General features: G+C 65.4%; 21 protein-coding genes and 2 tRNA genes. 13 read left to right on the forward strand and 10 right to left on the reverse strand.

Annotation, left to right across the window (positions count from 1 at the left end):
- The first annotated feature begins 20 nt into the window (after nt 1–20).
- From MP11Mi_RS11315 to MP11Mi_RS11325, 3 genes are all read left to right on the forward strand, one after another.
- Nucleotides 21–278 (forward strand): mycoredoxin, encoded by a 258-nt coding sequence (locus tag MP11Mi_RS11315; RefSeq protein WP_420039022.1) that lies wholly within the window; start codon nt 21–23, stop codon nt 276–278.
- An 82-nt stretch (nt 279–360) separates the two neighbouring features.
- Entirely contained in the window at nt 361–2,373 is a 2,013-nt protein-coding gene (locus tag MP11Mi_RS11320; RefSeq protein WP_420039023.1) for an ATP-dependent helicase, read from the forward strand.
- Between the two features lie 390 nt (nt 2,374–2,763).
- Nucleotides 2,764–3,042 carry a WhiB family transcriptional regulator gene (locus tag MP11Mi_RS11325; protein WP_420039024.1) on the forward strand — a complete coding sequence of 93 codons (279 nt, stop codon included), beginning with the start codon at nt 2,764–2,766 and terminating at the stop codon, nt 3,040–3,042.
- 121 nt (nt 3,043–3,163) lie between these two features.
- On the opposite strand, the gene MP11Mi_RS11330 is transcribed toward MP11Mi_RS11325, so the two are convergent.
- From MP11Mi_RS11330 to MP11Mi_RS11340, 3 genes are read right to left on the reverse strand one after another with little or no spacing between them, the layout of a single operon-like run.
- Nucleotides 3,164–4,477: an ABC1 kinase family protein gene (locus tag MP11Mi_RS11330; protein WP_420039025.1), complete on the reverse strand. Its 1,314-nt coding sequence runs from the start codon at nt 4,475–4,477 to the stop codon at nt 3,164–3,166.
- Between the two features lie 57 nt (nt 4,478–4,534).
- Nucleotides 4,535–5,350, reverse strand: coding sequence for a hypothetical protein (locus tag MP11Mi_RS11335; RefSeq protein ID WP_420039026.1), 816 nt, complete (start codon nt 5,348–5,350; stop codon nt 4,535–4,537).
- Nucleotides 5,351–5,406: 56 nt separating this feature from the next.
- Nucleotides 5,407–6,765: a zinc-dependent metalloprotease gene (locus MP11Mi_RS11340; RefSeq protein ID WP_420039027.1), complete on the reverse strand. Its 1,359-nt coding sequence runs from the start codon at nt 6,763–6,765 to the stop codon at nt 5,407–5,409.
- A 71-nt stretch (nt 6,766–6,836) separates the two neighbouring features.
- Between MP11Mi_RS11340 and MP11Mi_RS11345 the strand changes: the two genes are divergently transcribed.
- Nucleotides 6,837–7,889 carry a YlbL family protein gene (locus MP11Mi_RS11345; RefSeq protein WP_420039028.1) on the forward strand — a complete coding sequence of 351 codons (1,053 nt, stop codon included), beginning with the start codon at nt 6,837–6,839 and terminating at the stop codon, nt 7,887–7,889.
- Nucleotides 7,890–7,895: 6 nt separating this feature from the next.
- On the opposite strand, the gene MP11Mi_RS11350 is transcribed toward MP11Mi_RS11345, so the two are convergent.
- A complete protein-coding gene (locus tag MP11Mi_RS11350; RefSeq protein WP_420039029.1) occupies nt 7,896–8,465 on the reverse strand; it encodes a PPA1309 family protein in 570 nt (189 codons plus the stop codon).
- 138 nt (nt 8,466–8,603) lie between these two features.
- Here MP11Mi_RS11350 and MP11Mi_RS11355 point away from each other — a divergent pair, with 138 nt between their 5' ends.
- A complete protein-coding gene (locus MP11Mi_RS11355; protein ID WP_420039030.1) occupies nt 8,604–11,585 on the forward strand; it encodes a UPF0182 family protein in 2,982 nt (993 codons plus the stop codon).
- 75 nt (nt 11,586–11,660) lie between these two features.
- Here MP11Mi_RS11355 and MP11Mi_RS11360 read toward each other — a convergent pair whose 3' ends face one another.
- Nucleotides 11,661–11,951 carry a hypothetical protein gene (locus MP11Mi_RS11360; protein ID WP_420039031.1) on the reverse strand — a complete coding sequence of 97 codons (291 nt, stop codon included), beginning with the start codon at nt 11,949–11,951 and terminating at the stop codon, nt 11,661–11,663.
- 197 nt (nt 11,952–12,148) lie between these two features.
- On the opposite strand from MP11Mi_RS11360, the gene MP11Mi_RS11365 reads away from it, so the two are divergent.
- The 4 genes from MP11Mi_RS11365 (at nt 12,149) to MP11Mi_RS11380 (ending at nt 14,446) form a co-directional block, all read left to right on the forward strand.
- Entirely contained in the window at nt 12,149–13,396 is a 1,248-nt protein-coding gene (locus MP11Mi_RS11365) for an MCE family protein (RefSeq protein ID WP_420039032.1), read from the forward strand.
- 104 nt (nt 13,397–13,500) lie between these two features.
- Nucleotides 13,501–13,574 (forward strand) — tRNA-Met (locus tag MP11Mi_RS11370).
- Nucleotides 13,575–13,783: 209 nt separating this feature from the next.
- Nucleotides 13,784–13,857: transfer RNA gene (locus MP11Mi_RS11375), tRNA-Met, on the forward strand.
- 154 nt (nt 13,858–14,011) lie between these two features.
- A complete protein-coding gene (locus MP11Mi_RS11380; protein WP_420039033.1) occupies nt 14,012–14,446 on the forward strand; it encodes a hypothetical protein in 435 nt (144 codons plus the stop codon).
- A gap of 1 nt (nt 14,447) precedes the next feature.
- On the opposite strand, the gene MP11Mi_RS11385 is transcribed toward MP11Mi_RS11380, so the two are convergent.
- Entirely contained in the window at nt 14,448–14,771 is a 324-nt protein-coding gene (locus tag MP11Mi_RS11385) for a transglycosylase family protein (RefSeq protein ID WP_420039034.1), read from the reverse strand.
- 339 nt (nt 14,772–15,110) lie between these two features.
- Here MP11Mi_RS11385 and MP11Mi_RS11390 point away from each other — a divergent pair, with 339 nt between their 5' ends.
- Together MP11Mi_RS11390 and MP11Mi_RS11395 are read left to right on the forward strand one after the other, a co-directional pair.
- Nucleotides 15,111–16,991, forward strand: a complete 1,881-nt coding sequence (locus MP11Mi_RS11390) for a propionyl-CoA synthetase (RefSeq protein WP_420039035.1) — start codon at nt 15,111–15,113, stop codon at nt 16,989–16,991.
- Nucleotides 16,992–17,060: 69 nt separating this feature from the next.
- The gene (locus tag MP11Mi_RS11395) at nt 17,061–18,860 is read left to right on the forward strand and encodes an alpha/beta fold hydrolase (protein ID WP_420039036.1); all 1,800 of its coding nucleotides are present in this window, start codon (nt 17,061–17,063) and stop codon (nt 18,858–18,860) included.
- A gap of 259 nt (nt 18,861–19,119) precedes the next feature.
- Here MP11Mi_RS11395 and MP11Mi_RS11400 read toward each other — a convergent pair whose 3' ends face one another.
- From MP11Mi_RS11400 to hisN, 4 genes are all read right to left on the reverse strand, one after another.
- A complete protein-coding gene (locus MP11Mi_RS11400; protein ID WP_420039037.1) occupies nt 19,120–20,346 on the reverse strand; it encodes an acyl-CoA dehydrogenase family protein in 1,227 nt (408 codons plus the stop codon).
- A 24-nt stretch (nt 20,347–20,370) separates the two neighbouring features.
- Entirely contained in the window at nt 20,371–21,738 is a 1,368-nt protein-coding gene (locus MP11Mi_RS11405) for an acyl-CoA dehydrogenase family protein (protein ID WP_420039038.1), read from the reverse strand.
- A gap of 125 nt (nt 21,739–21,863) precedes the next feature.
- Entirely contained in the window at nt 21,864–22,523 is a 660-nt protein-coding gene (locus tag MP11Mi_RS11410; protein WP_420039039.1) for an MBL fold metallo-hydrolase, read from the reverse strand.
- Nucleotides 22,524–22,566: 43 nt separating this feature from the next.
- Nucleotides 22,567–23,376, reverse strand: coding sequence for a histidinol-phosphatase (hisN, locus tag MP11Mi_RS11415; protein ID WP_420039040.1), 810 nt, complete (start codon nt 23,374–23,376; stop codon nt 22,567–22,569).
- Between the two features lie 74 nt (nt 23,377–23,450).
- Between hisN and MP11Mi_RS11420 the strand changes: the two genes are divergently transcribed.
- Both MP11Mi_RS11420 and prfB read left to right on the forward strand, forming a co-directional pair.
- Nucleotides 23,451–23,810 (forward strand): hypothetical protein, encoded by a 360-nt coding sequence (locus MP11Mi_RS11420; protein ID WP_420039041.1) that lies wholly within the window; start codon nt 23,451–23,453, stop codon nt 23,808–23,810.
- A 4-nt stretch (nt 23,811–23,814) separates the two neighbouring features.
- A complete protein-coding gene (prfB, locus tag MP11Mi_RS11425; protein ID WP_420039042.1) occupies nt 23,815–24,927 on the forward strand; it encodes a peptide chain release factor 2 in 1,113 nt (370 codons plus the stop codon).
- The last annotated feature ends 5 nt before the right edge of the window (nt 24,928–24,932 follow it).

Consider the following 24,932-nt stretch of genomic DNA (forward strand, 5'->3'; position numbering starts at 1 on the left):
GATGTGTTGGGATTGACGTCATGAGCGACGCAGCGAATCCCGCACTCACCCTGTACACCACCAGCTGGTGCCCGTTCTGTAACCGACTCAAAGCAGGACTCGACCGAAACAAGGTCGACTACACCGAGATCGACATCGAAGCGAACCCGGAGGCAGCCGAATTCGTCGGCTCGGTCAACGGCGGAAACCACGTGGTGCCGACCGCACTGTACGGCGACGGGTCGACGGCGACGAACCCTGCTGTCGGCGAAGTGATGTCTAAGTTGGGGCTCATGTAGGTATCTACTCTCGCGTGTCGTGCGGCGCATTGGCGAGCCGAGAGTTGTCGGAGGCGTGTGAGAGTGTCGGGATGTGGCAGTGATGGCAGAGACTCGGACTAGCGCACTGGACGGATTAGACCCGGAGCAGTGTGCGGCGGTGACGGCGCCGCGGGGACCGGTATGCGTGCTCGCAGGAGCGGGCACCGGCAAGACCAGGACCATCACGCGGCGGATCGCGCATCTCATCGAGTCGGGCCAGGTAAATCCGAGCCAAGTGCTGGCGGTTACGTTCACGGCGCGAGCGGCGGCCGAGATGCGGGAACGCCTCGCGGGTCTCGGCGTGTCCGGGTCTGGTGGAACCGTCGTCGCCCAGACCTTCCACGCCGCCGCATTACGCCAACTCAGGTACTTCTGGCCCCGCGTCATGGGATCGGCTGGGTGGGAACTCCTCGACAACAAGTTCCGGCTCGTCTCGCGTATCGCACAGGAGGCGGGCCTCGACGCCGCCGACCGCGATCTGATCCGTGACCTGGCGTCGGAGATCGAATGGGCGAAGTCGTCGAACGTCGGGCCAGCCGATTTCCCGGCGGCAGCGGCCGGTAATCACCGCGACCTGCCGACCGACGCGCGGACGGTCGCTGAAGTGTTCGCTGCCTACGAGGACGCGAAAGTATCTCCGGGCGGCGACCGTCTCCTCGACTTCGAAGACCTGATCATCTACACGACGTTGATCCTGCAGGCCGAACCGTCGATCGCCGAAGAGTTTCGGACGCGGTATCGGAGCTTCGTCGTCGACGAATACCAGGACGTCACGCCTATCCAACAGAATCTGCTTGACGCGTGGCTGGGGGAGCGCGACGACCTGACGGTGGTCGGTGACGCCAATCAGACGATCTACAGTTTCACCGGAGCGACCCCGGACTATCTGCTCGACTTCACTCGTCGCTTTCCGGATGCCACGCTCGTCCGACTGCAACGCGACTACCGTTCCACACCCGAAGTGGTCGACTTGGCGAACCGGGTGATCGGCAACGCCGTTGGCCGTATCGCGGGAACACGACTGCAACTGGTCGGTCAGCGCACGCCCGGACCGGCACCTGTATTCGCCGAGAACGAGGACGCCGAGAGCGAAGTCGTGTGCGTCGTCGCCGAATGCAAGAAGCTTCTACGAGCCGGTGTACCGGCGACGGAGATCGCGATCCTGTACCGGATTAACGCCCAATCCCAACAGTACGAGGAGGCGTTGTCCGAGGCGGGCATCGAATACCAGGTACGCGGCGACCAAGGGTTCTTCGCGCGGCCCGAGATCGCCGCCGCCATGCGTCGACTCACGACTCTCGCCGAAGGCCCGCCGCCGCCGGTGGGCGTGATCGACATGGGCGTGATCGACGCAGTGCGGCATGTACTCGCGCCCGTCGGACTCACTGAAGCCGAGCCGGCCGGCGCCAACGCGAAAGCCCGATGGCAGCAGTTGTTGCGGCTCGTCGAGATCGTCGAAGCCATCGCGGCCGAGCGGCCGTCCGCCGACTTCCCGACCGTCGTCAAAGAACTCGACAACCGATCGAAGTCGCGGCACGCACTCGTCGTCGACGGGATCACCTTGTCGTCGATGCACGCTGCCAAAGGCCTCGAATGGGATGCAGTGTTCCTCACCGGACTCCACGAGGGATCGGTGCCGTTGGGGAGAGCGACCGGCACCCGCGAGGAAATCGAGGAGGAACGCCGACTGTTCTACGTTGGGGTGACGCGGGCACGCGAGCACCTGCACCTCTCGTGGAGCCTGTCCCGCGGCGACGGCCGACGCTCGTCCCGTAAACGTTCCCAGTTCCTCGATGGGCTGCTCCCGTCGCCGTCGACGACCGGGCGCGATGAGCCTCGCGATGAACCGGACCGCAATGTGGTGAAGGCGTTGACGGCGTGGCGGGCCAGTTACGCGAAACGACAGGACATCGCGCCGGTCAACGTGATGAGCACGATGATGATCCGACGGATCGCGACGGAACTCCCGTTGAGCTTGGACGAGTTGGCCGCGGTCCGCGGGTTCGGGGCCGAACGGACTGACGTCATCGGAGCCGAAGTCCTCGCCGTCGTCGACGACGGCCTGTTCGGCTGACTAGAATTCGGCAAAACCGCAGGTAGAAAATAGGTTGTGCGAGTCTCCGCTCGCGCATACAGTAGTCCGAGTAAGTGACACGCCCATCTCGGCGTGTGGTGGAGACAAGGACGGAAGGGAGTTGCGCGAAATGATCAAGAACACCTGGCATGTGGCACCAGACGCCACTGCAGCAGCAGGAGCTGTCGCGCGAGCGCGCCGGCGATTCCCCGTAACCCGTCCCGGCTGTCGACAGCCGTTCCGAACCACCTAGTCACCAACTAGCGCGGAACAGACGAGGCCACGGCGAATCGCGACAAGCGAACCGTGGCCTTACTCGTTCGTCGATCGAGTCGGCCGGGGTTCACATCGAGAACACCCGTTCATCACCAGATGAGAGAGCCCGACTACATGAGTACCCCGATGCTGTCACCGAACACGGTGCGGCGAAACATTATCGAACTGCCCTGCCAGAGCACTGAAGCCGACCTCTGGTTCGCGGAGCAGCCCGGCCACCTGGAACAGGCCAAAGCGCTCTGCAAGGAGTGTCCGCTTCGCGTTCAGTGCCTCGAGGTCGCCCTCGAGAACGCTGAGCCGTGGGGCGTCTGGGGCGGCGAGATCTTCTCCGGTGGCACTGTCGTCGCCCGCAAGCGGCCCCGTGGCAGGCCGCGCAAGAACCCGGTCGAATGATGCCCCTGCCGCTCAACCTCACAAACCAACACCACTCAGGTCGAGCACCGTGCCCCACCGCACTGCTCGGCCTGAGCGGTGTCGGGTTGGTTCAGAGACAAGAACGCATCCGGGACACGGCTCAAGCGATACCCGGCACCCATTCCGCCATGATCGCTCGGTACGGCGCTTCGGCGTTGAGTTGCGCGGCAATGCCGACACAGCCGATGAGGACACGGAACACCATCACGTACTCGCGGGGGACGTTGAGGTTGCGCGAGGTCTTGTACACGTCACCCGTGAGGTCGGTGGCCTGGCCAGCGGCGCGCTGAAGCCAGTTGCGGGTGAAGTGGAATGTGTCGTTGTAGAGCGGGTCGACGTACGGCTGAAGATAGTTCGCGAGGTCGTCGGCGGTCACCCGGTCGGCGTGGGACGCGCGGATGAAGTCGTTCTCGACCATGAGGTCACGGAGTTGGTCGTACTTCTTGTCGCGAGCCAATGCGAGGATCTCGCCGGTCTGCGCGGGAAGGCCGTCCGGGTAGTGGCCGATCGCTCCGAAGTCGAGGATTCCGAACCGACCGTCGTCGAGGACGAAGAAATTGCCAGGGTGAGGATCGCCGTGGAGGAGACCGACGCGAGACGGTGAACTGACCTCGAACGTCGTCATCTTGGTCGCGGCGGCGTTGCGTTCTTCCTGGGTGCCGTCGGCGATGATCTTCGACAGCCGTTTACCGTCGACCCATTCGGAGACGATGACCTTCGGTGCGCTGGCGACGACCTTCGGGACCACGAAGTCGGGGTCGCCGTCGAAGGCTTTGGCGAAGGCGCGCTGATTCTCGGCTTCGGAGATGTAGTCGAGTTCGTCCTCGGTACGGTCGATGAGCTCGTCGAACATGGATTTGACGTCGGTGCCGGGCGACAACTTCTGGATGAGACCCGACATGCGGCTCAACGTCTTCAGGTCGGCTTTGAGCGCGTGATCGGCACCCGGATATTGGACTTTGACGGCGACGTCGCGCCCGTCCTTCCACACCCCCTTGTGGACCTGGCCGATACTGGCCGCCGCGGCGGGTTCGTCGTCGAAGGAGACGAAACGGTCGCGCCACTTGGTGCCGAGCTGTTGGTCGAGGACCTTGTGGACGGTGGTCGTCGGCATCGGCGGCGCTTCGGCCTGCAGTTTAGTCAAGGCTTCGCGGAACGGTTCGCCGAATTCGTCGGGGATCGCCGCTTCCATGATCGATAGGGCCTGGCCGACTTTCATCGCGCCACCCTTCAACTCACCCAGGACCGCGAACAGTTGTTCCGCGGTCTTGTTCATGAGCTCGGCGTTGACTTCCTCTTTGCTCTTACCAGTCATGCGCTTGCCGAATCCGCCGACGGCACGGCCGGCCATACCAAGTGGCAGCGATGCCAGTTTCGCGTTACGACGGCCTTGGCCGCGAGTGATGTCGCTCATGGTGTCCTTTCCCCATCACTGAGGATAGTTGACGGGCCGAAGCCGGGAGCAGGTGAGCTATGCAACAACGCACCCACACCGTGTGTGGGGGGTCACGGTGTGCGAGGTCAGGCGCGCCGGGTGGTCGGAGAATTGGAACGTTCGACCGACACAGGCGGGTGTCGCGCGGGCCGATGCCGCGGTGATCTCTTCGATCTGCGAGCACGCGACGGCGACGGTCGCAGCGAGGACGGTGCGCGAAGCGTAACCCGCGAGAGCGTTCATCGACGCAGCGAGGACCGGCCACTGCGGGTCGAGGTCGGCGCGGTGCAGGTCGATACACCGTAGGCACGCCGAGCTGCCCGGTAGGACGAGTGGGCCGACGATTCCGACGCCGTCACGCAGGTGCACAGTCAGATGGGGTATCGCCGAAGCCATCAGGGCGGCGACCAAGGTCGGGTCCGGGATCGGCTGGTCGGTGACGACGACGAGTCCGGCGCCGTCGCAGGAGTCGTCGACGTCGATGCCCGCGTCTCGCAAAGATCCTGACAGCGCTGTCGCGACATCACCGGAGCCGGGGACGTGCACGGGGACTGTTCTCGGCGGCGCGAGGACAACGGCCTTGCCCGCGGCGACGAGCCGGTCGATCATCGCTCGGAACGACACCGCGTCGAGTCCCGTGGCGCGCACCCGCTTCGCGATGTCTCGGTAGCGGACCGGGGAACGCAGTGTCTGAAGGAGGTCGGCGACGGCGTGCGCATCGACGCCGGGCGCCACGGCGAGCACAATCGCCGACCTCGGATCGCATCCGACATGCACTCGTGAATCGCTGCGCGCCAGCACCGGAATTCCCGGTACGAGTACCGGCAGTGGCAGTTCGCCCCCCGACGTCATGGCCTCACGATGTCACTGGGGCACCTATCCGTCGAGCACGAATTCCACAGGCCGGGTCAGGCTCCGTCGTCGCTCGCGTCCCCGTTGTCGCGTTCTTTCTTCTCTTTGGCGATGGTCCGCTCGAGTTCTGCGATCGGGTCGTCGAATGACGACGTGCCGCCGCCGATCACAGTGTCGATGAACCCTGCCGGGGAGTCGACGTCGTCGGAGTCGGGCATCAGGTCGGGGTGGCCCCACACGCCGTCGCGCACGGTGATGTCGGACGCTTCGGTGAGCTTGCGCCACAGGTCGGCGGCCTCCCGGAGTTTGCGTGGACGCAAGTCGAGGCCGATGAGGGTTGCGAACATCTGCTCGGCCGGGCCGCCGGTCGCGCGGCGGCGGCGCATCGTCTCGGTGAGTGCCGGGGTGCTGGGGATGCGGTCGCCGAGCGCAGCGGAGACCACGGTCTCCACCCAGCCTTCGACGAGGGCCAGAAGGGTCTCGAGTCGGCTGAGGGCAGCCTGTTGATCGGGGGTGTTCTTCGGTTCGAACGCAGCAGCCGAACCCATCAACTGTTCCATCTTCTCGGGGTTGCTGAACAGTTCTTGCGGGTCGATGCCCTGCGCGAGGTCCTGCATGCCGGAGAAGTCGATGCTGATCCCGCGCGCGTACTGCTCGACGGTCGCGAGCAGCCGCTGCTTGAGCCACGGCACGTGTGTGAAGAGACGGACGTGCGCGGCTTCCCGTGCCGCGAGGAACACGATGATCTCCTGTGCCGGGAGATCGAGTCCCTCGGAGAAGCGGGCGATCGCCTCGGGCAATAGGACGCCGGTGTTGTCGGGGGCGAGCGGCAAGCCGATGTCGGTGGACGTTAGGACGTCCTTCGCGAGCGTCCCGAGGCCTTGCCCGAGCTGGCTGCCGAACATGCTGCCGGACAGTTGGCTGAGCATGCCGAGCATGGGCCCGGCCATCGTGCGAGCCTCTTCCGGCAGGTTGTCGGTCATGCCGCGCGCCATCTGTTCGGCGACCGGGTCGCACAGGGTGCGCCACGTCGGCATGGAATTCTCCAACCAGTCGACTGGCGTCCACGCCGCGGTGGTCGTGATGCCTGCGGGCAGGGTGGTCTGCTCGTCGAGCCACACCTCGGCGAGGCGGACGGCGTCGGCCACGGCGGACGCCTCCTTGTCGAGCATCGGCGTGAAGTTGCCGATCTGCTGGCGTGCGAGGTTCGCTGCGACCTCGTAGTTGACGGGACCGGACTGGGCTCCGCCACCTGTGCCCGAACCCATTCCGCTGAACATGCTGCCGAGCTGGTTGAACAGCTGCCCGAGCATATTGGGGTCGAAACCGCCTGCGGCACCCGGATTCTGGGCCTTGTCATCTCGGTCGTCGTCGTTGTCGCCGTGCGACGAGAACCCGAAGGGGAGATCGTTCATGCCTCCACGGTACCGTCCGTCGAGCGCCTCCCGTCGGGCTCGACGCAGCACGCTCGATTACCCTGGGCCAGATGACGAGCAACCCCAACCGCCGACGGATCATCACCATCTATGTGGCGGTCGTTCTGTTGGCCGCGTTCATCGCCGTCGGAATGTTCGTTCGGGTCCCGTACGTCGCGCTCGGCGCCGGCCCTACCGTCAACACGCTCGGCACCGTGGAGACCGATGCCGGACCTGAGCGGGTGGTGAAGGTGGCCGGTGCGGTGGACCCGAATCCGAAGGGCAACCTGAACCTGACGACGGTGTCGTTGCTCGACGGCCTCACCTTGTTCCAAGCGTTGGGCAAGTGGCTGTCGCCGTCAGCTGAACTCCAGCCGCGCGAGTCCTATTACAAGCCGGGCGCGAGTGAGGAAGACGTGCGTCAGGAGAACCTCGCGCAGATGTCGACCAGCGAAGACGATGCGACCCTTGCGGCTTTCAACTACCTGAACAAGCCGACCGCGGTCGGGGTGAAGGAGATCGCCGACAAGGGGCCTGCGTCGACGGTTCTCACCGCAGGTGACCGCGTCACGTCGATCGGCGGCACCACCGTCACGACGATGGCGGACGTGGCGCAGGTCCTCACCCAGCACAAGCCCGGTGACACCGTCGACGTCGAGTTCCTGCGCGGAACCGCCGAGCAAACTGCGAAGGTCACGTTGGCCAAGCGCCCGGATGACCCGACCAAGGCGTACCTCGGCATCACTATGCGTGCGGCGCCCGCGGACCCGTCACTCGATGTCACGTTCGACGTCGGCGACATCGGGGGACCGTCGGCGGGCACCATGATGACGTTGGCGATCATCGACCAGATGACACCCGGTGACCTCTCGCACGGAGAGTTCGTTGCTGGCACAGGCACCATCGACCCGGATGGGACGGTCGGCGAGATCGGCGGTATCGACCACAAGATCCGCGCGGCGAAAGACGCGGGCGCGACAGTGTTCCTGGTGCCTGCAGGCAATTGCTCGCTCGCCGAGTCGAAGGCTCCGGACGGCATCGAACTGGTCAAGATCGAGACGCTTTCCGGCGCGGTCGACGCGCTGAAGTCACTCGGCACCGACAGGTCGCGGCCGCACTGCTAGGTGCGTTCAGAAGGTCGAGGCGAGCGCGTCCAACACGTTCGGCGCGAGACTCGGGTGGGTTCGCAGGTCGGCTTCGACGGCGCGATCCTCGCCGTCGCGGGCGCGCAGCGACAGCAGGGCGACCCGTTGCCCGCTGCGCAGTACCCCCGCGATGAGGCGGGCCTCCCGGCGTTCCGGATGGGCCTTCGCGGCGTCGCGCGCGGCAGCGTCCGCGGCCTCGGGGTCCGCGAGTAGCGGTTCGAATGCCTCGTCGAGCGTCGACTCGGCTTCCGGCGGCAGAACTGTTATCTCGGTGACGACCGCGCAGCCGACCACCGCGTCGGGCCAGCTGACCGCGGTCAGAAGTGATTCGAGGTCGCCACCGCCGGACTCCTGGACGACGGGACTCAACGCCGAATCGTCGTCGGCGTCCACTAGGCCCGGAGCCTGTTGTGCCAGGACCGCGGTCGGGACGAGTGCGAACAGGGTGGCGGGCGAGCCCCACTCGCTCGCCGCGGCGTAGCCGGCGCACTGGGCGAGGGCGTTGCCGAGATCGGCTTGGGAGAAACGCTGCGGAGAGTCGGGTCCGAAAGTCACGACGCCATTGTCACAGGACGGCCTGGCTTTCGGGAAGCCGGACGTCGTCGCGTCAGCCGGTTTCGACCGGATCAGTAGGGTAGGGGATGAGCCGGTGCCTGCTCCGGCGGTCGCCTCAATGAAACAGGAGAACTCAACGTGGTTGGTACACGCGGTCCGATCGGACGACCGACGCTGTCGCGGAGATCGAAGATACTGATCGGAATCGGTGTCGCGCTGCTGCTCATCCTGCTGATCGGGCCTCGTCTAGTCGCGATCATCACCGACTGGCTCTGGTACTCAGACCTCGGATACTCCGGCGTCATGTCGACGATGGTGTGGACCCGAGTCATCTCGTTCTTCGTCGCAGCACTACTCGTCGGCGGCATCGTGTTCGCGGGCGTCTACGCCGCCTACCGCGGTCGGCCAGACTTCGTTCCGGTGTCGGGTCCGGCCGATCCGCTCGAACGCTATCGGGCGGTGGCGGGTCGAAAGCCGTGGCTCACCGCGCTGATCCCGGCGATTCTGCTCGGGCTCATCGGCGGACTGGTGGCGCAGGCGTCGTGGGCGACAGTCCAGATGTTCATCCACGGCGAATCGTTCGGTGAGACCGATCCGCAGTTCGGCATGGACATCGGCTTCTACGCTTTCACGCTTCCGTTCATCCGGTTGATCCTCGACCTGGCGTTCATCGCAGTCGGCATCGCGTTCGTCGGCAACCTGCTGACCCACTACATCTTCGGCGGCATCCGCCTGGGCGGTGGCGGTCGGCGAGGCGTGGTGTCGCGCACCGCACGCATCCAGCTGGCTGTCATCGTCGGAATCTTCATCCTGCTCAAGGCGGTCGGCTACTGGCTCGACCGGTACGACTTGCTCAGCAGTGACCGTCGCGGCGACATCTTCACCGGCGGAACCTACACCGACATCAATGTCGTGATGCCGTCGAAGCTGATTCTGATGGCCATCGCCATCGTGTGTGCCCTCGCGTTCTTCGCGTCGATCTTCCTGCGCGACTTGCGGATCCCGGCGATGGCGACTGTCTTGATGCTGCTGTCGGCACTCGTCATCGGTGTCATCTGGCCTGCCGCTATGGAGCAGTTCTCGGTGAAACCGAGCGCAGCGAGCAAGGAAGCCGACTACATCGAACGGAACATCGAGGCGACCACCTCGGCCTACCGGGTCCGATCCGGTAAGGACGTCGAATACGAGTCGAATTGGACGCGTGACTCGGCGAACGCGGCCGCGGTGAACGGCGACGTCTCGACGCTTTCGAACATTCGCGTCCTCGACCCCGCTGTCGTGTCTCGTTCGTTCGTGCAGCGGCAGTCGTTGCGCAACTTCTACGGATTCCCCAGTCAGCTTGCGGTCGACCGGTACATGGTGGCCGACGACGGCAGTCAGCAGAAAGAGATGCGGGACTTCATCGTCGCCGCGCGTGAGCTCGACCCGTCGCGTTTCAATGAGGGCCAGCAGAACTGGATCAACAAGCACACCGTGTACACGCACGGCAACGGGTTCATCGCCGCGCCTGCGAATACGGTGGACGCGCCGCCGAAGGACGCCGCGAGCTCGGACAGCGGCGGTCTCCCCAAGTTCTACGTCTCGGACTTGGACACGATCAGTAAACCCGACTACAAGTCGGCGCCTATCCAGGTGAAGCAGCCGCGCATCTACTTCGGCGAACTCATCTCCAACGTCGACCCCGACTACGCGATCGTCGGTTCCGAGGACGGTGAGAAGTCCGAGTACGACCAGGAGGGCGTCCGGTACACGTACAGCGGTGACGGCGGTGTCGAACTCAGCAACATCGGTACCCGACTGCTGTACGCGATCAAGTACGGCGAACGGAACTTCGTGCTGTCGGACGCGATCAACAGTAAGTCGCGCATCCTCTACAACCGTGACCCGCGGGACCGCGTATCGAAGGTCGCGCCGTGGCTTACCACCGATTCCAAGACGTATCCGGCGGTCATGGCCGACGGATCGATCAAGTGGATCGTCGACGGCTACACGACGTTGAAGAACTACCCGTACGCGCAGCGGATGGCGTTGGCCGACGCGACGACTGATTCGCGGGCGCAGAACGCGGGAGAGTCGGGCAGGACTCAGGCCGATGAAGACGTCTCGTACGTCCGGAACTCGGTAAAGGCCACTGTCGACGCGTACACGGGCAAAGTCGAGCTCTACCAGTTCGACGAGAGCGATCCGGTTCTGAAGACCTGGATGAAAGCGTTCCCGGGAACGGTGAAGCCGCGTTCGGAACTGAATAAGAAGCAGGATCTGCTCGACCACCTGCGGTACCCGGAAGACCTGTTCAAGCTGCAGCGCGAACTTCTGACGAAATACCACGTCAGCAATCCGTCGGACTTCTACCAGGCGAACAACTTCTGGTCCGTGCCGAACGATCCGACGGCAGACAACAGCAACCTGCCGCAGCCGCCGTACTACTTCACCGCTGCCAATCCGGACGGGAGCGGTAAACCGTCGTTCCAGTTGACGTCGGTGACGACGCCGCTCCGACGGCAAAACCTCGCCGCGTACATCACGGCGGCGTCCGATCCGGCCGATTACGGCAAGTTGACGGTGCTGACGACGCCGACGGACTCGCAGACGGTCGGTCCGCGGCAGGTGCAGGAAGCGATGAAGAACGCCGTCGCACGCGACATCACGCTCGTCGCGGGCTCGGTCAATGTCATCTACGGCAACTTGTTGACTCTGCCGGTCGGCAAGAACGGCGTGCTGTATGTCCAGCCGTTGTACACCGAGTCGAAGGCGGGCGACTCCGCCATGCCGAAGGTGTTCCGGATGTTGACGTACTACAAGGCCCCGGACGGGCAGGTCGAGATCGGAGCTGCGCCCACCATCGGTGAAGCGTTGATGCAGTCGGGTATCGATCCGCGCCTGGCCACCGAGCCGCAAGCGGAGCGAGGTGACGGCGACGACGAGCAGGCGCAGACCGGCCAGCCGAAGCCGACGACCCCCGAACAGTCCGATGCACCCGACGACGCGGCAGTCACAGAACTCCGTCGAGCCGTGGATCAGATGACGCAGGCGGAGAAGAGCGGCGACCTCGCGCAGATCGGTGAGGCGTTGAAGAATCTGAAGGAGGCGTTGGCGAAGTACCCGCAAGCCGGGAACTGACACCGGCGCACCGGGGCCGAACGACGGCGCCCACCCCGAGACTCTCGGGGTGGGCGCCGTCGTCGTGGGTGGAAGTCAGCGGACCTTCGACAGGTAGCGTTCGACCTCTGCGGGGGTGTTGTCCGGCATCACCGGCGAGTGGTGGAGGTGGCTGGTCAGGTAGCGGAAGATCATCGCCGTCGACACGAGACAGCCCAGCGCAAGCACACCGTAGGTGATGTTCAAGGTCTGATTCGCGGGTAGGTCGGCCAGGGTGATGATCCACAGTGCCGAAAGCGCGCCTCCGGTGAGCAGCAGAATGAACGCGACCAGACTCATCGGGTGATTGCCGTGCGGTTCGTGATGGCGGATATCAGAGTTGGACATGTCGCCTCCTGACGTGTGTGGGCCGTCGTCCGGTCCGGGTCGGTCTCAGCCTACCTCGAATGTGAAGTCAATCACATCAAGGTTCGTTGTGATCGTTGCTCACCCGGCCGGGTTACGAGTAGTCGACGGTGCGCGCCGACGGCCTAGACTTCACAGGTCGGATGGTTGGGGTCCGGCACAATACGAGAAAGGCCTCCATGCCACCGCTCAGTCGCCTGGTGAAGATTCAGCTGGTCGTCGTCCTCCTCGTTGGCATCATCGCCGCGATCTACGGTGGGATCCGCTATGCGCGCATGGATGAGGCGGTCGGTGTCGGCGTCTATCGCGTCACGCTGGAGATGAATGATGCGGGCGGTATCTTCCCGGAAGCTGAAGTCACGTATCGGGGCGTGGCTGCGGGCCGTGTTCGCGGTATGGAGATGACTGCGAACGGAATCGAAGTGACGCTGGTGATGGATTCCGGTGGCGAGAAGGTCCCGGAGTCTGCGGTCGCCGTCGTCGCGAACCGGTCGGCGATCGGTGAGCAGTTCATCGACCTTCAGCCCACCTCCGTTGGGGGGCCATACCTGCACGACGGCTCGGTGATCGACGACATCAGTTACCCGCCGAAACTCGACGAGGTCCTCGCGTCGGCGATCACACTGACCGACACGGTGCCCGTCGATGCGCTACGCACCACGATCACCGAACTCGGCAAGGCATTCGACGGTCAAGGTGAGAACCTGAGCCGACTCATCGACTCGCTCGACAAACTGTCGAAGACGGGCGTGGAGAACCTCGACGACACCATCGGGCTCATCACGAATGCGAACCCTGTCCTGGCGACGCAGGCCGAACAATCCGATGAGATCCTCGAATGGTCGAAGAGCCTGGATCTGGTCGCGGCGACCCTGGACTCGTCCGATCCGGCGCTGCGTCGGATTCTGACCGACGGCCCGCGTGCGGCGAGCGCGTTGAAGAACTTCCTCGACACCAATGGGCAGGACGCGACGACGCTCGTCCACCAGCTAGGGTCGACGGTCCACGAGATCGCTCCGACGTCGTTCTCGGCGGGCATGACGTTCGCGATGCTGTCGTCGCTGTCGGGGAGTAGTCATACGACGTCATCCGGGGGTGGCCAAATCAAGTTCGGGATCGTTCTGGAGACGGAGAATCCGCCGAGTTGCACACGCGGTTACGAGAGTACGCAGAAGATGCTGGCCGAGATCAAACGCAAGAACCCCGACTTCGACCCCAACTATGACGACTTCCCGTTCAATACGAAGGCAGCCTGCGCGGTTGAGACCGGCAATCCGACGGCGGTGCGTGGCGCCAACAATGCCGACCTGTCGAATCCTGAGTTCGTCCAACCGTGGGACGACAAGCCCAAGGCTGATCCGGACAAGCTGAACCTCAACCCGATCGCCACTCAGCTCGCCGGCCTGATGGGTGTGCGCCAGCGTTGACCGAGGCCAGGCGCCATATGTGGTGGTCGCAGGTGTCGTCAGTCACGCTGGTGGCCAATCAATTTGCCTCTGATGTTCACCGCTGTGTAACGTTGCAGGCGCAGCGCGGGGTGGAGCAGCTCGGTAGCTCGCTGGGCTCATAACCCAGAGGTCGTAGGTTCAAATCCTGCCCCCGCTACTAAAGGAAGACCCGCACCGGAAACGGTGCGGGTCTTCTTCTTTGCCCTGATCGATCGAGGCAAACCCGCTGTCGACGACCGCCCGAAGCGGAGTGGCTATGAATGTCTCGCGACCCGACCGTCCACTCGAGACGTGTATGCGGTCCGGCAGTGGGCGGATTTCGGGCTGAGGCGGGTGGTGCGGTACGATAATGATGCAAGAAAGCGACGCGGGGTGGAGCAGCTCGGTAGCTCGCTGGGCTCATAACCCAGAGGTCGTAGGTTCAAATCCTGCCCCCGCTACTACAGGAAGACCCGCACCGGAAACGGTGCGGGTCTTCTTCTTTTGCTCGTGCCCGATCGCGCTCATCGTCCGGCGAGACTGCCGGGGGTCTCGTAGCCGACGGCAGGAGCCGCGCGTCCGCTGACGCCTCACGCCGCATGACATCATCGATCCATGATCTTGACGACGGCCACACAGGTGGCGTTGATCGCGGCAGGCGTGATCTTTCTCTGGGCGTTGCTGCTCGGTGTGTGGAAGTTCGCACAGATCATGCGTAGCCCCACTGGGCAGGCGCACATCTACGTCGACATCGCGCACCGAGCCGCGCTGATGTATTCGTTCGCGACCGGACTGCTCGCCGTCTTCGTCCAGTTCAGCGCCTGGAACGCAGTCGTCAACACAGTGGCGCTGGCGGTCGTCGTATTCTTCTTCGTCTCGGCTATCGCGTCATACTGCCTGCACGGCGCGTTGCGCGACACCGATAATCAGATGCATCCGAACTCGCCCACGATGACGGCGGCCATGGTGGCGCTCATCGTGGGCGAGGTCGGGGGAAGCGCCGTGATAGTCGCGGGCTTCATTGTCGAGCAATTGCGCTCGTGGGGCTGACCTACAGGTAGGCGCCGCACACCGGCCATGCGCCGGGGCCCTGGGTGGCGAGGACGTTCTCGGCGACGCGGATCTGCTCTTCACGTGATGCATCCGCGGCGCTGCCGCTGCCACCGTTCGCCGCCCACGTCTCCTGCGAGAACTGAAGGCCGCCGTAGTAGCCGTTGCCGGTGTTGATCGACCAGTCGCCGCCGCTCTCGCAGTCGGCGACGGCATCCCAGTTGTGGCCGGTGTCCGCCGAGGCGACGCCCGCGGTCACAGCCAGCGGTGCGACAGTCAGGGCTCCGGCGACAGCGGTGCGGATGGCGATCTTCTTCAAGCTCATAGATGTACTCCTGTATCGGTTCGGCACCAGTTTCATCGGTGCCGCTCAACGGGCCGGAGGCGACGCTACGTGCTGTGAAAGCTAAGGTCACGCCGGGTTTCGTGGGGGCCGTCACAATGTGCTAGCTGGAGCAAGCGTGGGCGCCTTCCGGGTTCTCGCAGGTCAGTGCCGCCACGCGGCCGTTATCGATCCGTGATCTGAAACAGTCGTACTGTGAGCGGTCACACGCCCGAAAAGTGGTGCCGCTCACCGCGAGAATGCGTCCGCTGGTCGATCAGATTCGACTTTCCGACGCCGAACCGCACGCCTGATCGGGTGGTCGGCCGATACCGTTGACGCATGTCCGATTACGCGCATGAGTTCGCCCGCAGCACTGACAACCCGGAGGGCTTCTGGCTCGACGCTGCCCGCGACGTCGACTGGATCAGCCCGCCGACGACCGCGCTCGACGATTCCGCCGCCCCGATCTACCGATGGTTTCCCGATGCGTCTCTCAATACGAGTGTCAACGCACTCGATCGACACGTGGCGGCCGGGCGCGGCGAACAAGATGCGCTGATCTGGGATTCGGCGATGACCGGCACGGTGCGGCGATTCACCTATCGTCAACTGCTCGACGAGGTCGCGCGTTTCGCCGGAGTCCTCACCGCGCAAGGTGTCGCTGCGGGCGATCGCGTCATCATCTACATGCCGATGATCCCCGAGGCCGCGATCGCGATGCTCGCGTGCGCACGCATCGGCGCGGTCCACTCGGTGGTGTTCGGCGGGTTCGCCGCACCGGAACTCGCGACTCGCATCGACGACGCCGAACCGGTCGCCGTCGTCACCGCATCCGGCGGACTAGAGCCGGGCCGTGTCGTCGAATACCTGCCCCTCGTCGCGGCCGCCATCGAGCAGGCCGCAGTCACGCCGCGCACCGTCATCGTCAAGAACCGAGACGAGGTCCCCGGTTCGGCAGCCGATCACGACGGCTGGCTCGACTGGGCGGCTGAGGTCGCGGGCGCTGTGCCCGCCGAGCCCGTCGCCGTAGCCGCGACCGATCCGCTGTACATCCTCTACACCTCGGGCACCACGGGTAAGCCCAAAGGCGTTGTCCGCGACAACGGCGGGCATGCCGTCGCACTCACCTGGTCGATGAAGAATGTCTACGGAATCTCGCCCGGCGAGGTGTGGTGGACGGCGTCCGACGTCGGTTGGGTGGTCGGCCACAGCTATATCGTCTACGGTCCATTGCTGGTCGGCGCCACCACCGTCATATATGAGGGCAAACCCGTCGGCACGCCCGATGCGGGCGCGTTCTGGCGAGTGATCGCCGACCACGGCGTCGTCGCGCTGTTCACCGCGCCAACCGCGATCCGCGCCGTCCGCAAAGCCGACCCCGACGCCGCCGAACTCGCGAAGTACGGCGTGTCCTCGCTGCGCACGCTGTTCGCGGCGGGGGAGCGGCTCGATCCCGACACCTTCGCGTGGGCGTCCGCGACTCTCGGCATCCCTGTCGTCGACCACTGGTGGCAGACCGAGACCGGATGGGCGATCGTCGCGAACCTGCGTGGCCTCGAACCGATGCCGATCAAAGCTGGATCGCCGACGGTTCCGGTGCCCGGTTACCGTGTCGAGATCCTCGACGCGGCGGGAGCGCCGGTCGCGGCCGGCGGCGAAGGCAACATCGTCGTCCGACTGCCGCTGCCGCCGGGCGCGCTCGCCGGGCTGTGGCGCGACGAGGCACGGTTCCGCGCGTCGTACCTGAACACCTTCGACGGCTACTACCTGACGGGCGATTCCGGCTACATCGACGCCGACGGCTACGTGTTCGTTCTCGGCAGGTCGGACGACGTCATCAATGTCGCGGGGCACCGTTTGTCGACGGGTGCGATCGAAGCGGTGGTCGCCGGGCATCCGGCGGTCGCCGAATGTGCGGTGGTCGGCATCCACGACGATCTGAAAGGCCAGCGCCCCAGCGGCTACGTGGTCCTCAAGGCGGGTGCGGATGTCGAGGGCGAGACGCTCCGCTCCGAGTTGGTGAAGCGAGTGCGTGACGAGATCGGCGCGGTCGCGACCTTCCGCGACGTCACCGTGGTCGACGCGCTGCCGAAGACCCGCTCGGGAAAAATCTTGCGCAAGACCATGCGACAGATCGTCGACGGCGAAGAGTTCGCAGTGCCGTCGACCATCGAGGATCCCGGGGTCCTCCAAGCGCTGATCGATCAGCTCACTCACTGACGATCGTCGGGCGGTCGGGCGCCGCCCGCATGTCAGGAAACTGATCGAATGATCTACAATTGGCTTCTTATGAAACAGATCACACGTTCGTGGCGGTGGCGGCTTGGGTCGGTTGCGGTGGTCGTCGCACTCTGCGCGGCCCTCGCCCAAGCCGCGCCTGCCGCCGCTGACCGTTCCGGTGTGGCGGTCTCGACGCTGTACTTCGCGGTTCCGGACAGTCAGGGCGGCCGCTGCACAGTGGTAGGCGATCTGTACCGCCCCGCGCAGGCGACGCACGCGCACCCGGTACCTGCGCTCCTCACGACGAACGGGTTCGGCGGCTCGAAGGACGATCTCGCCGGAATGGCGAAGATGTTCGCGTCCCGCGGTTACGCGGTCCTCGCCTACTCCGGGCTCGGGTTCGGCGGCTCGAGTTGCCGCGTGAGTCTGGACAGCCCGGATCCGGACGGGCGGGCCGCCTCGGCCCTCATCAGCTTCCTCGGTGGACGCTCCGGCATCGGATTCCGCGATGCTGCTCGCCGTGTGTCCGCCAGCACAGTCGACTTCGTCATTCACGACGAGACGACCAGGCACGGTGAGCGGCGCGCCGACGATCCGAGAGTCGGCATGCTGGGAGGCTCGTACGGCGGCAGCGTTCAGTTCGCGGCGGCTGCCGTCGACCCCCGCCTCGACACAATCGTTCCGATCGCTACCTGGAACGACCTGTCGTACTCGATCGTTCCGAACAACACCGGTCAGATCCGTGGCGTCACGACGGCGTCGCCAGGCGCTTTCAAACTCAATTGGGGAGTCTCGTTCGCCGCGGCAGGGGTCGCGTCGGGCGCGGCGCACGCAGACGTCCAGCCGGAGCGGCTCACCGGATGCCCCAACTTCCCGCGCGAAGTGTGCGACGGCATCGGGCAAGGGGTCGCGACCGGTAAGCCGTCCGCCCGCGTCATCGACCGGCTCCGTGCCGCGTCGGTGACCAGGTTCGTCGACCGTGTCCAGGTACCGACTCTCCTCGTACAAGGGGAGAACGACACGCTTTTCAACCTCAACGAGTCACTCGCGACGTATCGGGCGTTGAGCAAGCGAGGTGTACCTGCACATCTGATCTGGTTCTCCGGTGGACACTCCGGTGAGAGCGCCCCGGGAGACTTCGACGAGACCGCGCCCGACCCTGAGTCCCAGTACGTCACGGGCCGGGTGGTCGACTGGATGGACCGGCATCTCAAGGGGGCCGCGACAGCCGCGGACCCGACCTTCGCCTACTTCCGGAACTGGGTCGGCTACCGCGGCAATGCCCGACCGGCATACACGGAGTCGTCAGCCGTCGACTCCGGCAGAGCCGAGCGTTACGCCTTCTCCGGTTCGGATCGGCTCGTCGCCGATCGAGCCACTGCGACGCGCGGGCGAGCCCGGTTGACCACGCCCGTCGTACCGGTGCCGTCGGGCAGTGACCGTCCTGACGCGCTCGGCGTGACCGGAATACAGTCGCCGGACGCGCCCGGGACGTACGCGAGATGGATGTCGTCGCGATTGGCAGAACCGGTGAGCACAGTCGGTTCGCCGAAGGTCACGCTCCGCGTCGACGCTCACAAGAACGGCCGACCGGTGCGATCGAACTCGGTGGTCCTGTTCCTCCGCGTCGTCGACGTCGCGCCGAACGGAGCGACCACGACGGTCGGCGATCTGGTCGCACCGATCCGGGTCGCGGAGCAGGGCAAGCCGTTCACCGTCACAATGCCGGCGATCGTCCACCGCTTCGCTCCAGGGCATCGCATCGGACTCGTCGCCGCAGGCAACTCCGCGAACTATCGACCCGGCGAGCCAGGCGTGGCGGTGTCGATCCCGGCTTCGGGCGGCACGTTCGAGCTACCCGTGCGCTGATCGATTGGACCCGATCGCACCGGCGCGGAGTACGCACAGCATCGGCGCCACCAGTTCGTCCGCGGTCACCTGGCGGAGAAGCCACGACGCACTGAGGTGCTGGATCTCGTTCGACGTCGCCCGGCCAGCCAGTGCTATTTCACATAGTTGATCTGACGCACCACAGTGACTCGAAGTATAAATCGACTCGCGAGAGGTCCGGATACGACGAGACCCCGTCCTGATCGGACGGGGTCTCGCGAGATCGAACGGGTTCAGATCACTTCAGTTCGGAGCTGCTCTTCCCGAGCACGCGGCGAGCGATGATCAGCTGCTGGATCTGTTGGGTGCCTTCGAAGATGTCGAGGATCTTCGAGTCACGCGCCCACTTCTCCAGGAGCGTGCGCTCGGAGTAACCGTACGTCGAGGTGAGCTCGACGGCCTTGTTGGTCACATCGGTGCCGGTCCGTCCGGCCTTGGCCTTCGACATCGACGCCTCGAGGGAGTTCGGCTGCTTGTTGTCGGCCATCCACGCCGCGCGCAGCGTCAGCAGGTACGACGCCTCCCAGTCGGACTCCAGACGGATGAACTCGGCGGCGGCAGCCGACTGGTCAGCTGCCGGGCGGTCGTAGTCGATCTCAACGCCGGCATCCTCCAATAGCTTGCGGAGTTCTTCGAGCGACGCCCGGCTGACGCCGACGGCCATCGCCGCCACCATCGGACGGGTGTTGTCGAAGGTCTGCATGACCCCGCCGAAGCCCTTCTTGACGTCCACCTCCGGTGAACCGAGGAGGTACTCCTTCGGGATGCGGCAGTCCTCGAATCGGATCACCGCGGTGTCTGACGCGCGGATGCCCAACTTGTGCTCCAACCGGGCGATCGTCACGCCGGGGTGCTCGCGGGGCACGACGAAACTCTTGATCGCCGCACGACCGAGGCTGCGGTCCACGGACGCCCACACCACGATGTGGGACGCACGCGAGCCGGCGGTGACGAAGATCTTCTCGCCGTTGATCACGTAGTCGTCGCCGTCGCGGATCGCGGTCGTGGTGACCGCCGCCGAGTCGGAGCCGAAGCTCGGCTCGGTGATCGCCATCGACGCCCACACCTCGTCGCCGCCGCCCAGCATCTCCAACTGCTCGTCGGTCGCGACGGCGGCGATCGCTGCGTTGCCCAGACCCTGGTAGGGGATCGACAGCATCAGCGCGACGTCACCGTACGACGCCCACATCGAGTTGAGGACCGACTGCATGTTGCCGCCGTTGGCGACGTAGCCCTCGGGGCGCTCCTTGTTCGCGTCACTGCGCCCACCGGCCGCGCCCGCGCCCGCCTGCCCGGTCGCGGCGAGACCGCTGTACAGGCTGGCAAGGGTGTCGAGCTCCACCGGATAGGTGTGCTCGGCGAGGTCGTATTTGCGACTGATCGGACGGAAGATCTGCAGGGCGGCCTGGCGCGCCTGGTCGATCGTCGTGTCCAGCTTCTTCGGCAGTTCTAGATTGATAGCCATGTCTGCTCCTTGATCGCCCGTCCCTTAGAGGACGACGACGCCTTCGCCGATGCCCGCACCGCGCAGATCGCGGTACCAGCGCTCAACCGGGTGCTCCTTGGTGAAGCCGTGGCCACCGAGCAGCTGGACGCCGTCGAGGCCGACCTGCAGGCCCTTGTCGATCGTCAGCTTGCGGGCCAGTGCCGCCTCACGCGCGAAGGACAAGCCCTGTTCGGCGCGCGACGCGCCGCGCAACGTCACCAGTCGCAGACCGTCGATCTCGGTCGCCATGTTCGCGACCATGAACGCGACCGCCTGGCGGTTGGAGATCGGCTCGCCGAATGCCTCACGCTCGTTGACGTAAGGAACAACGTAATCGAGCATCGCGGTAGCGGTACCGACGGCAAGCGCCGACCAGCCAAGACGCGACAGCCGGACCACATCGCGGTACGCATCCGCGGCCTGATCGCCCTCGACTTCGCCGAGCAGTGCCGTCGCCGGGACCGTGACGTCGTCGAGCACCAGTCGGCCCATGCCCGCCGCGCGCAGACCCATGCCCGGGTCGGCCTCGACAGACAGACCCTTGGTGTCCGACTCGACGATGAACAGCGCGGGACGGCCGTCGAGCTGAGCGCCGATGACGAACAGCTCCGAGCTGCCCGCGGCCGGAACGAAGCTCTTGACGCCGGACAGACGGTAGCCACTCGGCACGCGGGTGGCCTTGGTGGACAGCGCGAATGCATCGAACAACGGCTTCGGCTCGGCGATGACGACAGCCGACGTCGGGACATTCTCGCCCGCGTAGTCGCGCAGGTAGGTGCGCTGCTGACCGTCGCTGCCGAAGTTGGTGAGGGTGGTGGCGACGCCGCTCGGTGCGAGCAGCGGGACGGCCAGACCCATGTCGCCGTAGGCCATTGCCTCGGCGACCAGCGCGTTGGTGACCACGTTGCGGTCGGTCGCCGCGCCGTCGAGTTCCTCGGGCACGTTGATCATGGTGATGCCGAGTTCGGCGGACCGCTTGAGGATGTCCTCCGGGGCGCTTGCGGCGGCATCGGCGTCGTACGCCGAGGGGCGGAGGATCTCGGTGGAGAACTCCTTGACGGTCTCGGCGATCATCGCCTGCTCGTCGTCGGGGGTCAGATCGAAGTAGCCCTTGGACGAGGTTGCCGGACGCTGCGGCTTGCCTGCGCCCGAGACCTGGGTGAACGCGCGGTTTGCGGCACCGAGGGTCTTGAAGCCTGTCTTGGTGGCCTCGTAGGCGACGCGGTTGATGGGCTCACGGAGGCCGTACTTCTCGGCGACTTCGGAGCCGGTGATCGCGGTCAGTACGCGCATGGCCGTGCCGATCGCGGTGCGCTTGTGGGGTGCGGCGCCGACGGATGACTCGTCGCGGGGTGCGGTGTTCGTGGTCATTTCCTCACCAGGTCTCTCGAGCGAATTTCAACGGTGGAGCGATTCTTACTCCATAGTAAGGACCGACCTTACTCGCCGGTAAGGAGGTTGTCACCCCCGCGGGCAGTCGCGACGCTCCGCGGCGGCTACACCGTTGTCGGAACCCCGGCTTCCAATACCCGGAAATCGGTGCCGTCGGGCGCCATGTCGGCGAGACGACTGTTGTGGACAGCGATCCCGGCCGCCGACTGCGGGCCCTGGTGGATCGGAAACGCGACACGGGGGTTCACTGCGCGGAGGTAGTCGATGGGTTCGCTGAGCTTGAGCCACGGTGCGGCGGCCGGAATGGCCAGGACGTCGACCTTCTCGAACGGAATGTAGAGCGCGTCGCCCGGATGGCAGAACGCCCCGGGCAGTTCGTCAGTGTCGAGAATGTACGAGATGTTGTCCACGACAGGCAGTTCCGGATGGATTACGGCATGCCTGCCGCCTGTCCCGCGGACGGTCAACGAGCCGACGCGCACCGTCTGGCCTGGTCGGACAACCGACCAAGCCCCGAATTCTGGGTGCTCGGTGAACTGTGCGGCCGTTTGAGGATCGCAGTAACGCGCCGCGTTCGGATTCGCGGCGACCAACGCGGGCAGTCGCGCCGGATCCACATGATCGGGGTGCTGGTGGGTCACCAGGATCGCGTCGAGACCCGTCAACTCCTCGAATCCGGACGCGAGTGTGCCGGGATCGAAGAGCACCCGAGTTCCGTCGTGTTCGACGAGTACGCAGGAGTGCTGAAAATGGGTGAACCTCATAGTCCCGGAACATTACTCGCTCCGCGCAGTCGTGGTCGGCGAGTCAGTTCGTTGGTGCTAGAGCGGCGAGCACCTCGTCGTGCAGCAGCCCGTTCGACGCGACGGCGCTCCCACCAGCAGGCCCCGGCGCCCCGTCCAACGCGGTGAATTGTCCGCCCGCCTCGCGGACAAGTACGTCGAGCGGCGCGAGGTCCCACAACGACACCTCGGGCTCGGCTGCCACGTCCACCGCGCCCTCGGCGACCAGACAGTAGTTGAAGAAGTCGCCGTAGCCGCGGACGCGCCACACGCGGTCGGTGAGGTCGATGAAATTCTCGCGGACGCCGCGATCGGCCCACCCGGACAGACTGGAGAAGGCCAGCGACGACGAGCCGATCTCGTCGACTCCCGACACGTGGATCCGCCGCGGCTCGCCCGAGTCGTACGACGCGAACGCACCGTCTCCGGCGGACGCCCACCACCGACGGTTCAGCGCCGGCGCGCTCACCACGCCGACGACGGGCACGCCGTCGACGAGCAGCGCGATCAACGTCGACCAGACGGGGACACCGCGCACGAAGTTCTTGGTGCCGTCGATCGGGTCGACGACCCACTGTCTTCCGTCGAGGATCGCGTCGCCGCCGAACTCTTCGCCGAGAACCGCGTCGTTCGGCCGGTCGGCGCCGAGGCGTTCCCGGATCAGGCGCTCGCACGCGAGATCGGCATCGGAGACCGGCGTCAGATCCGGTTTCGAATCGACCCGCAGATCGAGCGCCCCGAAACGGGTCGTGGTGAGTGCGTCGGCGGCGTCCGCCAGGTCGAGCGCGAGGGCGAGATCGGTCGCGTACACGGAACCGTCGGGGAGTGTGGCCACGGCTGACGAGGCTACCAGCACCGATGAGTGCCGACGGGGCGTGGCGACGCATACCCGCAGGTACTATGGCGGCCATGCCGAACTGGATCTCCGCGCTGTTGGTCGTGCTTCTGATCGCCACTGTGGTCTCGCTGTACATGTCGCGCCGGGGTCAGGGCTTTGGCAACGCGAGCGCCGCGCGCGGCTACGTCGAAGGCGTCATGACGGTCACGAGCGCGGTCCTCGGCGACCCCGACCGAGACGGGGCCCGACTGTGCACAGTCTCGGGGACGATCATTGGGCCCGATTCGTCGCCCGCGGAAGTCTACGGACGGATCGTCGTGCCCGCTGGGGCTATCGAGCCGTACCCCGGTCTGGACCAGCCCGTCGTCTTCAAACCGGGCAAGGAGGATTCCACCTGGCGTTTCGGCACCCTGCCGGACTCGGTAGGCTGATTCAGTGCATCCAGAAGCCTCTGCCGACCTCGACTCCCTCGCCGCGACCCTCACCACCGTCGAGAAGGTGATGGACATCGGCGAGCTTCGCCGCCGCATCGACGAACTGGAGATGCAGGCCTCCGATCCGGATCTGTGGAACGACCAGGACCACGCGCAGAAGGTGACGAGCGAACTCTCGCACACGCAGGCCGAACTGCGGCGTGTCTCCGAGCTGAGGTCGCGGCTCGACGACCTGCCAGTGCTTTATGAGCTCGCCGAAGCCGAGGAGGGCGACGCCGGGGCCGAAGCAGTCGCCGACGCCGACAACGAGCGAGTCGAGCTTCGACGTGACATCGAGGCGATGGAAGTCAAGACGATGCTCGCGGGCGAGTACGACGCGCGTGAGGCCGTCGTCAATATCCGCGCCGGTGCGGGCGGAGTCGACGCCGCCGACTGGGCTCAGATGTTGATGCGCATGTACATCCGTTGGGCCGAACAGCACGACCACTCGGTGGAGGTGTACGACACGTCGTACGCCGAAGAGGCCGGGCTGAAGTCGGCGACGTTCGCGGTCAAGGCGCCCTACATGTACGGCACGCTGTCGGTGGAGCAGGGTACGCACCGACTCGTCCGCATCAGCCCGTTCGACAACCAGGGCAGGCGTCAGACGTCGTTCGCCGAAGTGGAGATTCTGCCGGTCGTCGAGACCACCGACCACATCGACATCGACGAGAACGATCTGCGCGTCGACGTCTACCGGTCGTCCGGCCCCGGCGGGCAGTCGGTCAACACCACCGACTCGGCGGTCCGCCTCACACATGTGCCGACCGGCATCGTCGTCACCTGTCAGAACGAGAAGAGTCAACTGCAGAACAAGGCTGCCGCGATGCGCGTCCTGCAGGCCAAACTCCTCGAACGCAAACGTCAGGAGGAGCGCGCCCAGATGGACGCGCTCAAGAGCGACACCGGTGCCAGCTGGGGCAATCAGATGCGGTCGTACGTGTTGCACCCGTACCAGATGGTCAAGGATTTGCGGACCAACGTCGAGAGCAACAACCCGAGCAATGTGCTCGACGGCGACCTCGATCAGTTCATCGAAGCGGGCATCCGTTGGCGGATGGACGAGGACTCGTAGTCGGC

The sequence above is a fragment of the Gordonia abscondita genome, from assembly GCF_032711245.1.
Taxonomy (GTDB): Bacteria; Actinomycetota; Actinomycetes; order Mycobacteriales; family Mycobacteriaceae; genus Gordonia.

What these genes read in the sequence shown, in the direction of transcription:
- MP11Mi_RS11315 (WP_420039022.1), top strand. Translation starts at nt 21, where the DNA reads ATGAGCGACGCAGCGAATCCCGCACTCACCCTGTACACCACCAGCTGG.
- MP11Mi_RS11320 (WP_420039023.1), top strand. Translation starts at nt 361, where the DNA reads ATGGCAGAGACTCGGACTAGCGCACTGGACGGATTAGACCCGGAGCAG.
- MP11Mi_RS11325 (WP_420039024.1), top strand. Translation starts at nt 2,764, where the DNA reads ATGAGTACCCCGATGCTGTCACCGAACACGGTGCGGCGAAACATTATC.
- MP11Mi_RS11330 (WP_420039025.1), bottom strand. Translation starts at nt 4,477, where the DNA reads ATGAGCGACATCACTCGCGGCCAAGGCCGTCGTAACGCGAAACTGGCA.
- MP11Mi_RS11335 (WP_420039026.1), bottom strand. Translation starts at nt 5,350, where the DNA reads ATGACGTCGGGGGGCGAACTGCCACTGCCGGTACTCGTACCGGGAATT.
- MP11Mi_RS11340 (WP_420039027.1), bottom strand. Translation starts at nt 6,765, where the DNA reads ATGAACGATCTCCCCTTCGGGTTCTCGTCGCACGGCGACAACGACGAC.
- MP11Mi_RS11345 (WP_420039028.1), top strand. Translation starts at nt 6,837, where the DNA reads ATGACGAGCAACCCCAACCGCCGACGGATCATCACCATCTATGTGGCG.
- MP11Mi_RS11360 (WP_420039031.1), bottom strand. Translation starts at nt 11,951, where the DNA reads ATGTCCAACTCTGATATCCGCCATCACGAACCGCACGGCAATCACCCG.
- MP11Mi_RS11365 (WP_420039032.1), top strand. Translation starts at nt 12,149, where the DNA reads ATGCCACCGCTCAGTCGCCTGGTGAAGATTCAGCTGGTCGTCGTCCTC.
- MP11Mi_RS11380 (WP_420039033.1), top strand. Translation starts at nt 14,012, where the DNA reads ATGATCTTGACGACGGCCACACAGGTGGCGTTGATCGCGGCAGGCGTG.
- MP11Mi_RS11385 (WP_420039034.1), bottom strand. Translation starts at nt 14,771, where the DNA reads ATGAGCTTGAAGAAGATCGCCATCCGCACCGCTGTCGCCGGAGCCCTG.
- MP11Mi_RS11390 (WP_420039035.1), top strand. Translation starts at nt 15,111, where the DNA reads ATGTCCGATTACGCGCATGAGTTCGCCCGCAGCACTGACAACCCGGAG.
- MP11Mi_RS11395 (WP_420039036.1), top strand. Translation starts at nt 17,061, where the DNA reads ATGAAACAGATCACACGTTCGTGGCGGTGGCGGCTTGGGTCGGTTGCG.
- MP11Mi_RS11400 (WP_420039037.1), bottom strand. Translation starts at nt 20,346, where the DNA reads ATGGCTATCAATCTAGAACTGCCGAAGAAGCTGGACACGACGATCGAC.
- MP11Mi_RS11405 (WP_420039038.1), bottom strand. Translation starts at nt 21,738, where the DNA reads ATGACCACGAACACCGCACCCCGCGACGAGTCATCCGTCGGCGCCGCA.
- MP11Mi_RS11410 (WP_420039039.1), bottom strand. Translation starts at nt 22,523, where the DNA reads ATGAGGTTCACCCATTTTCAGCACTCCTGCGTACTCGTCGAACACGAC.
- MP11Mi_RS11420 (WP_420039041.1), top strand. Translation starts at nt 23,451, where the DNA reads ATGCCGAACTGGATCTCCGCGCTGTTGGTCGTGCTTCTGATCGCCACT.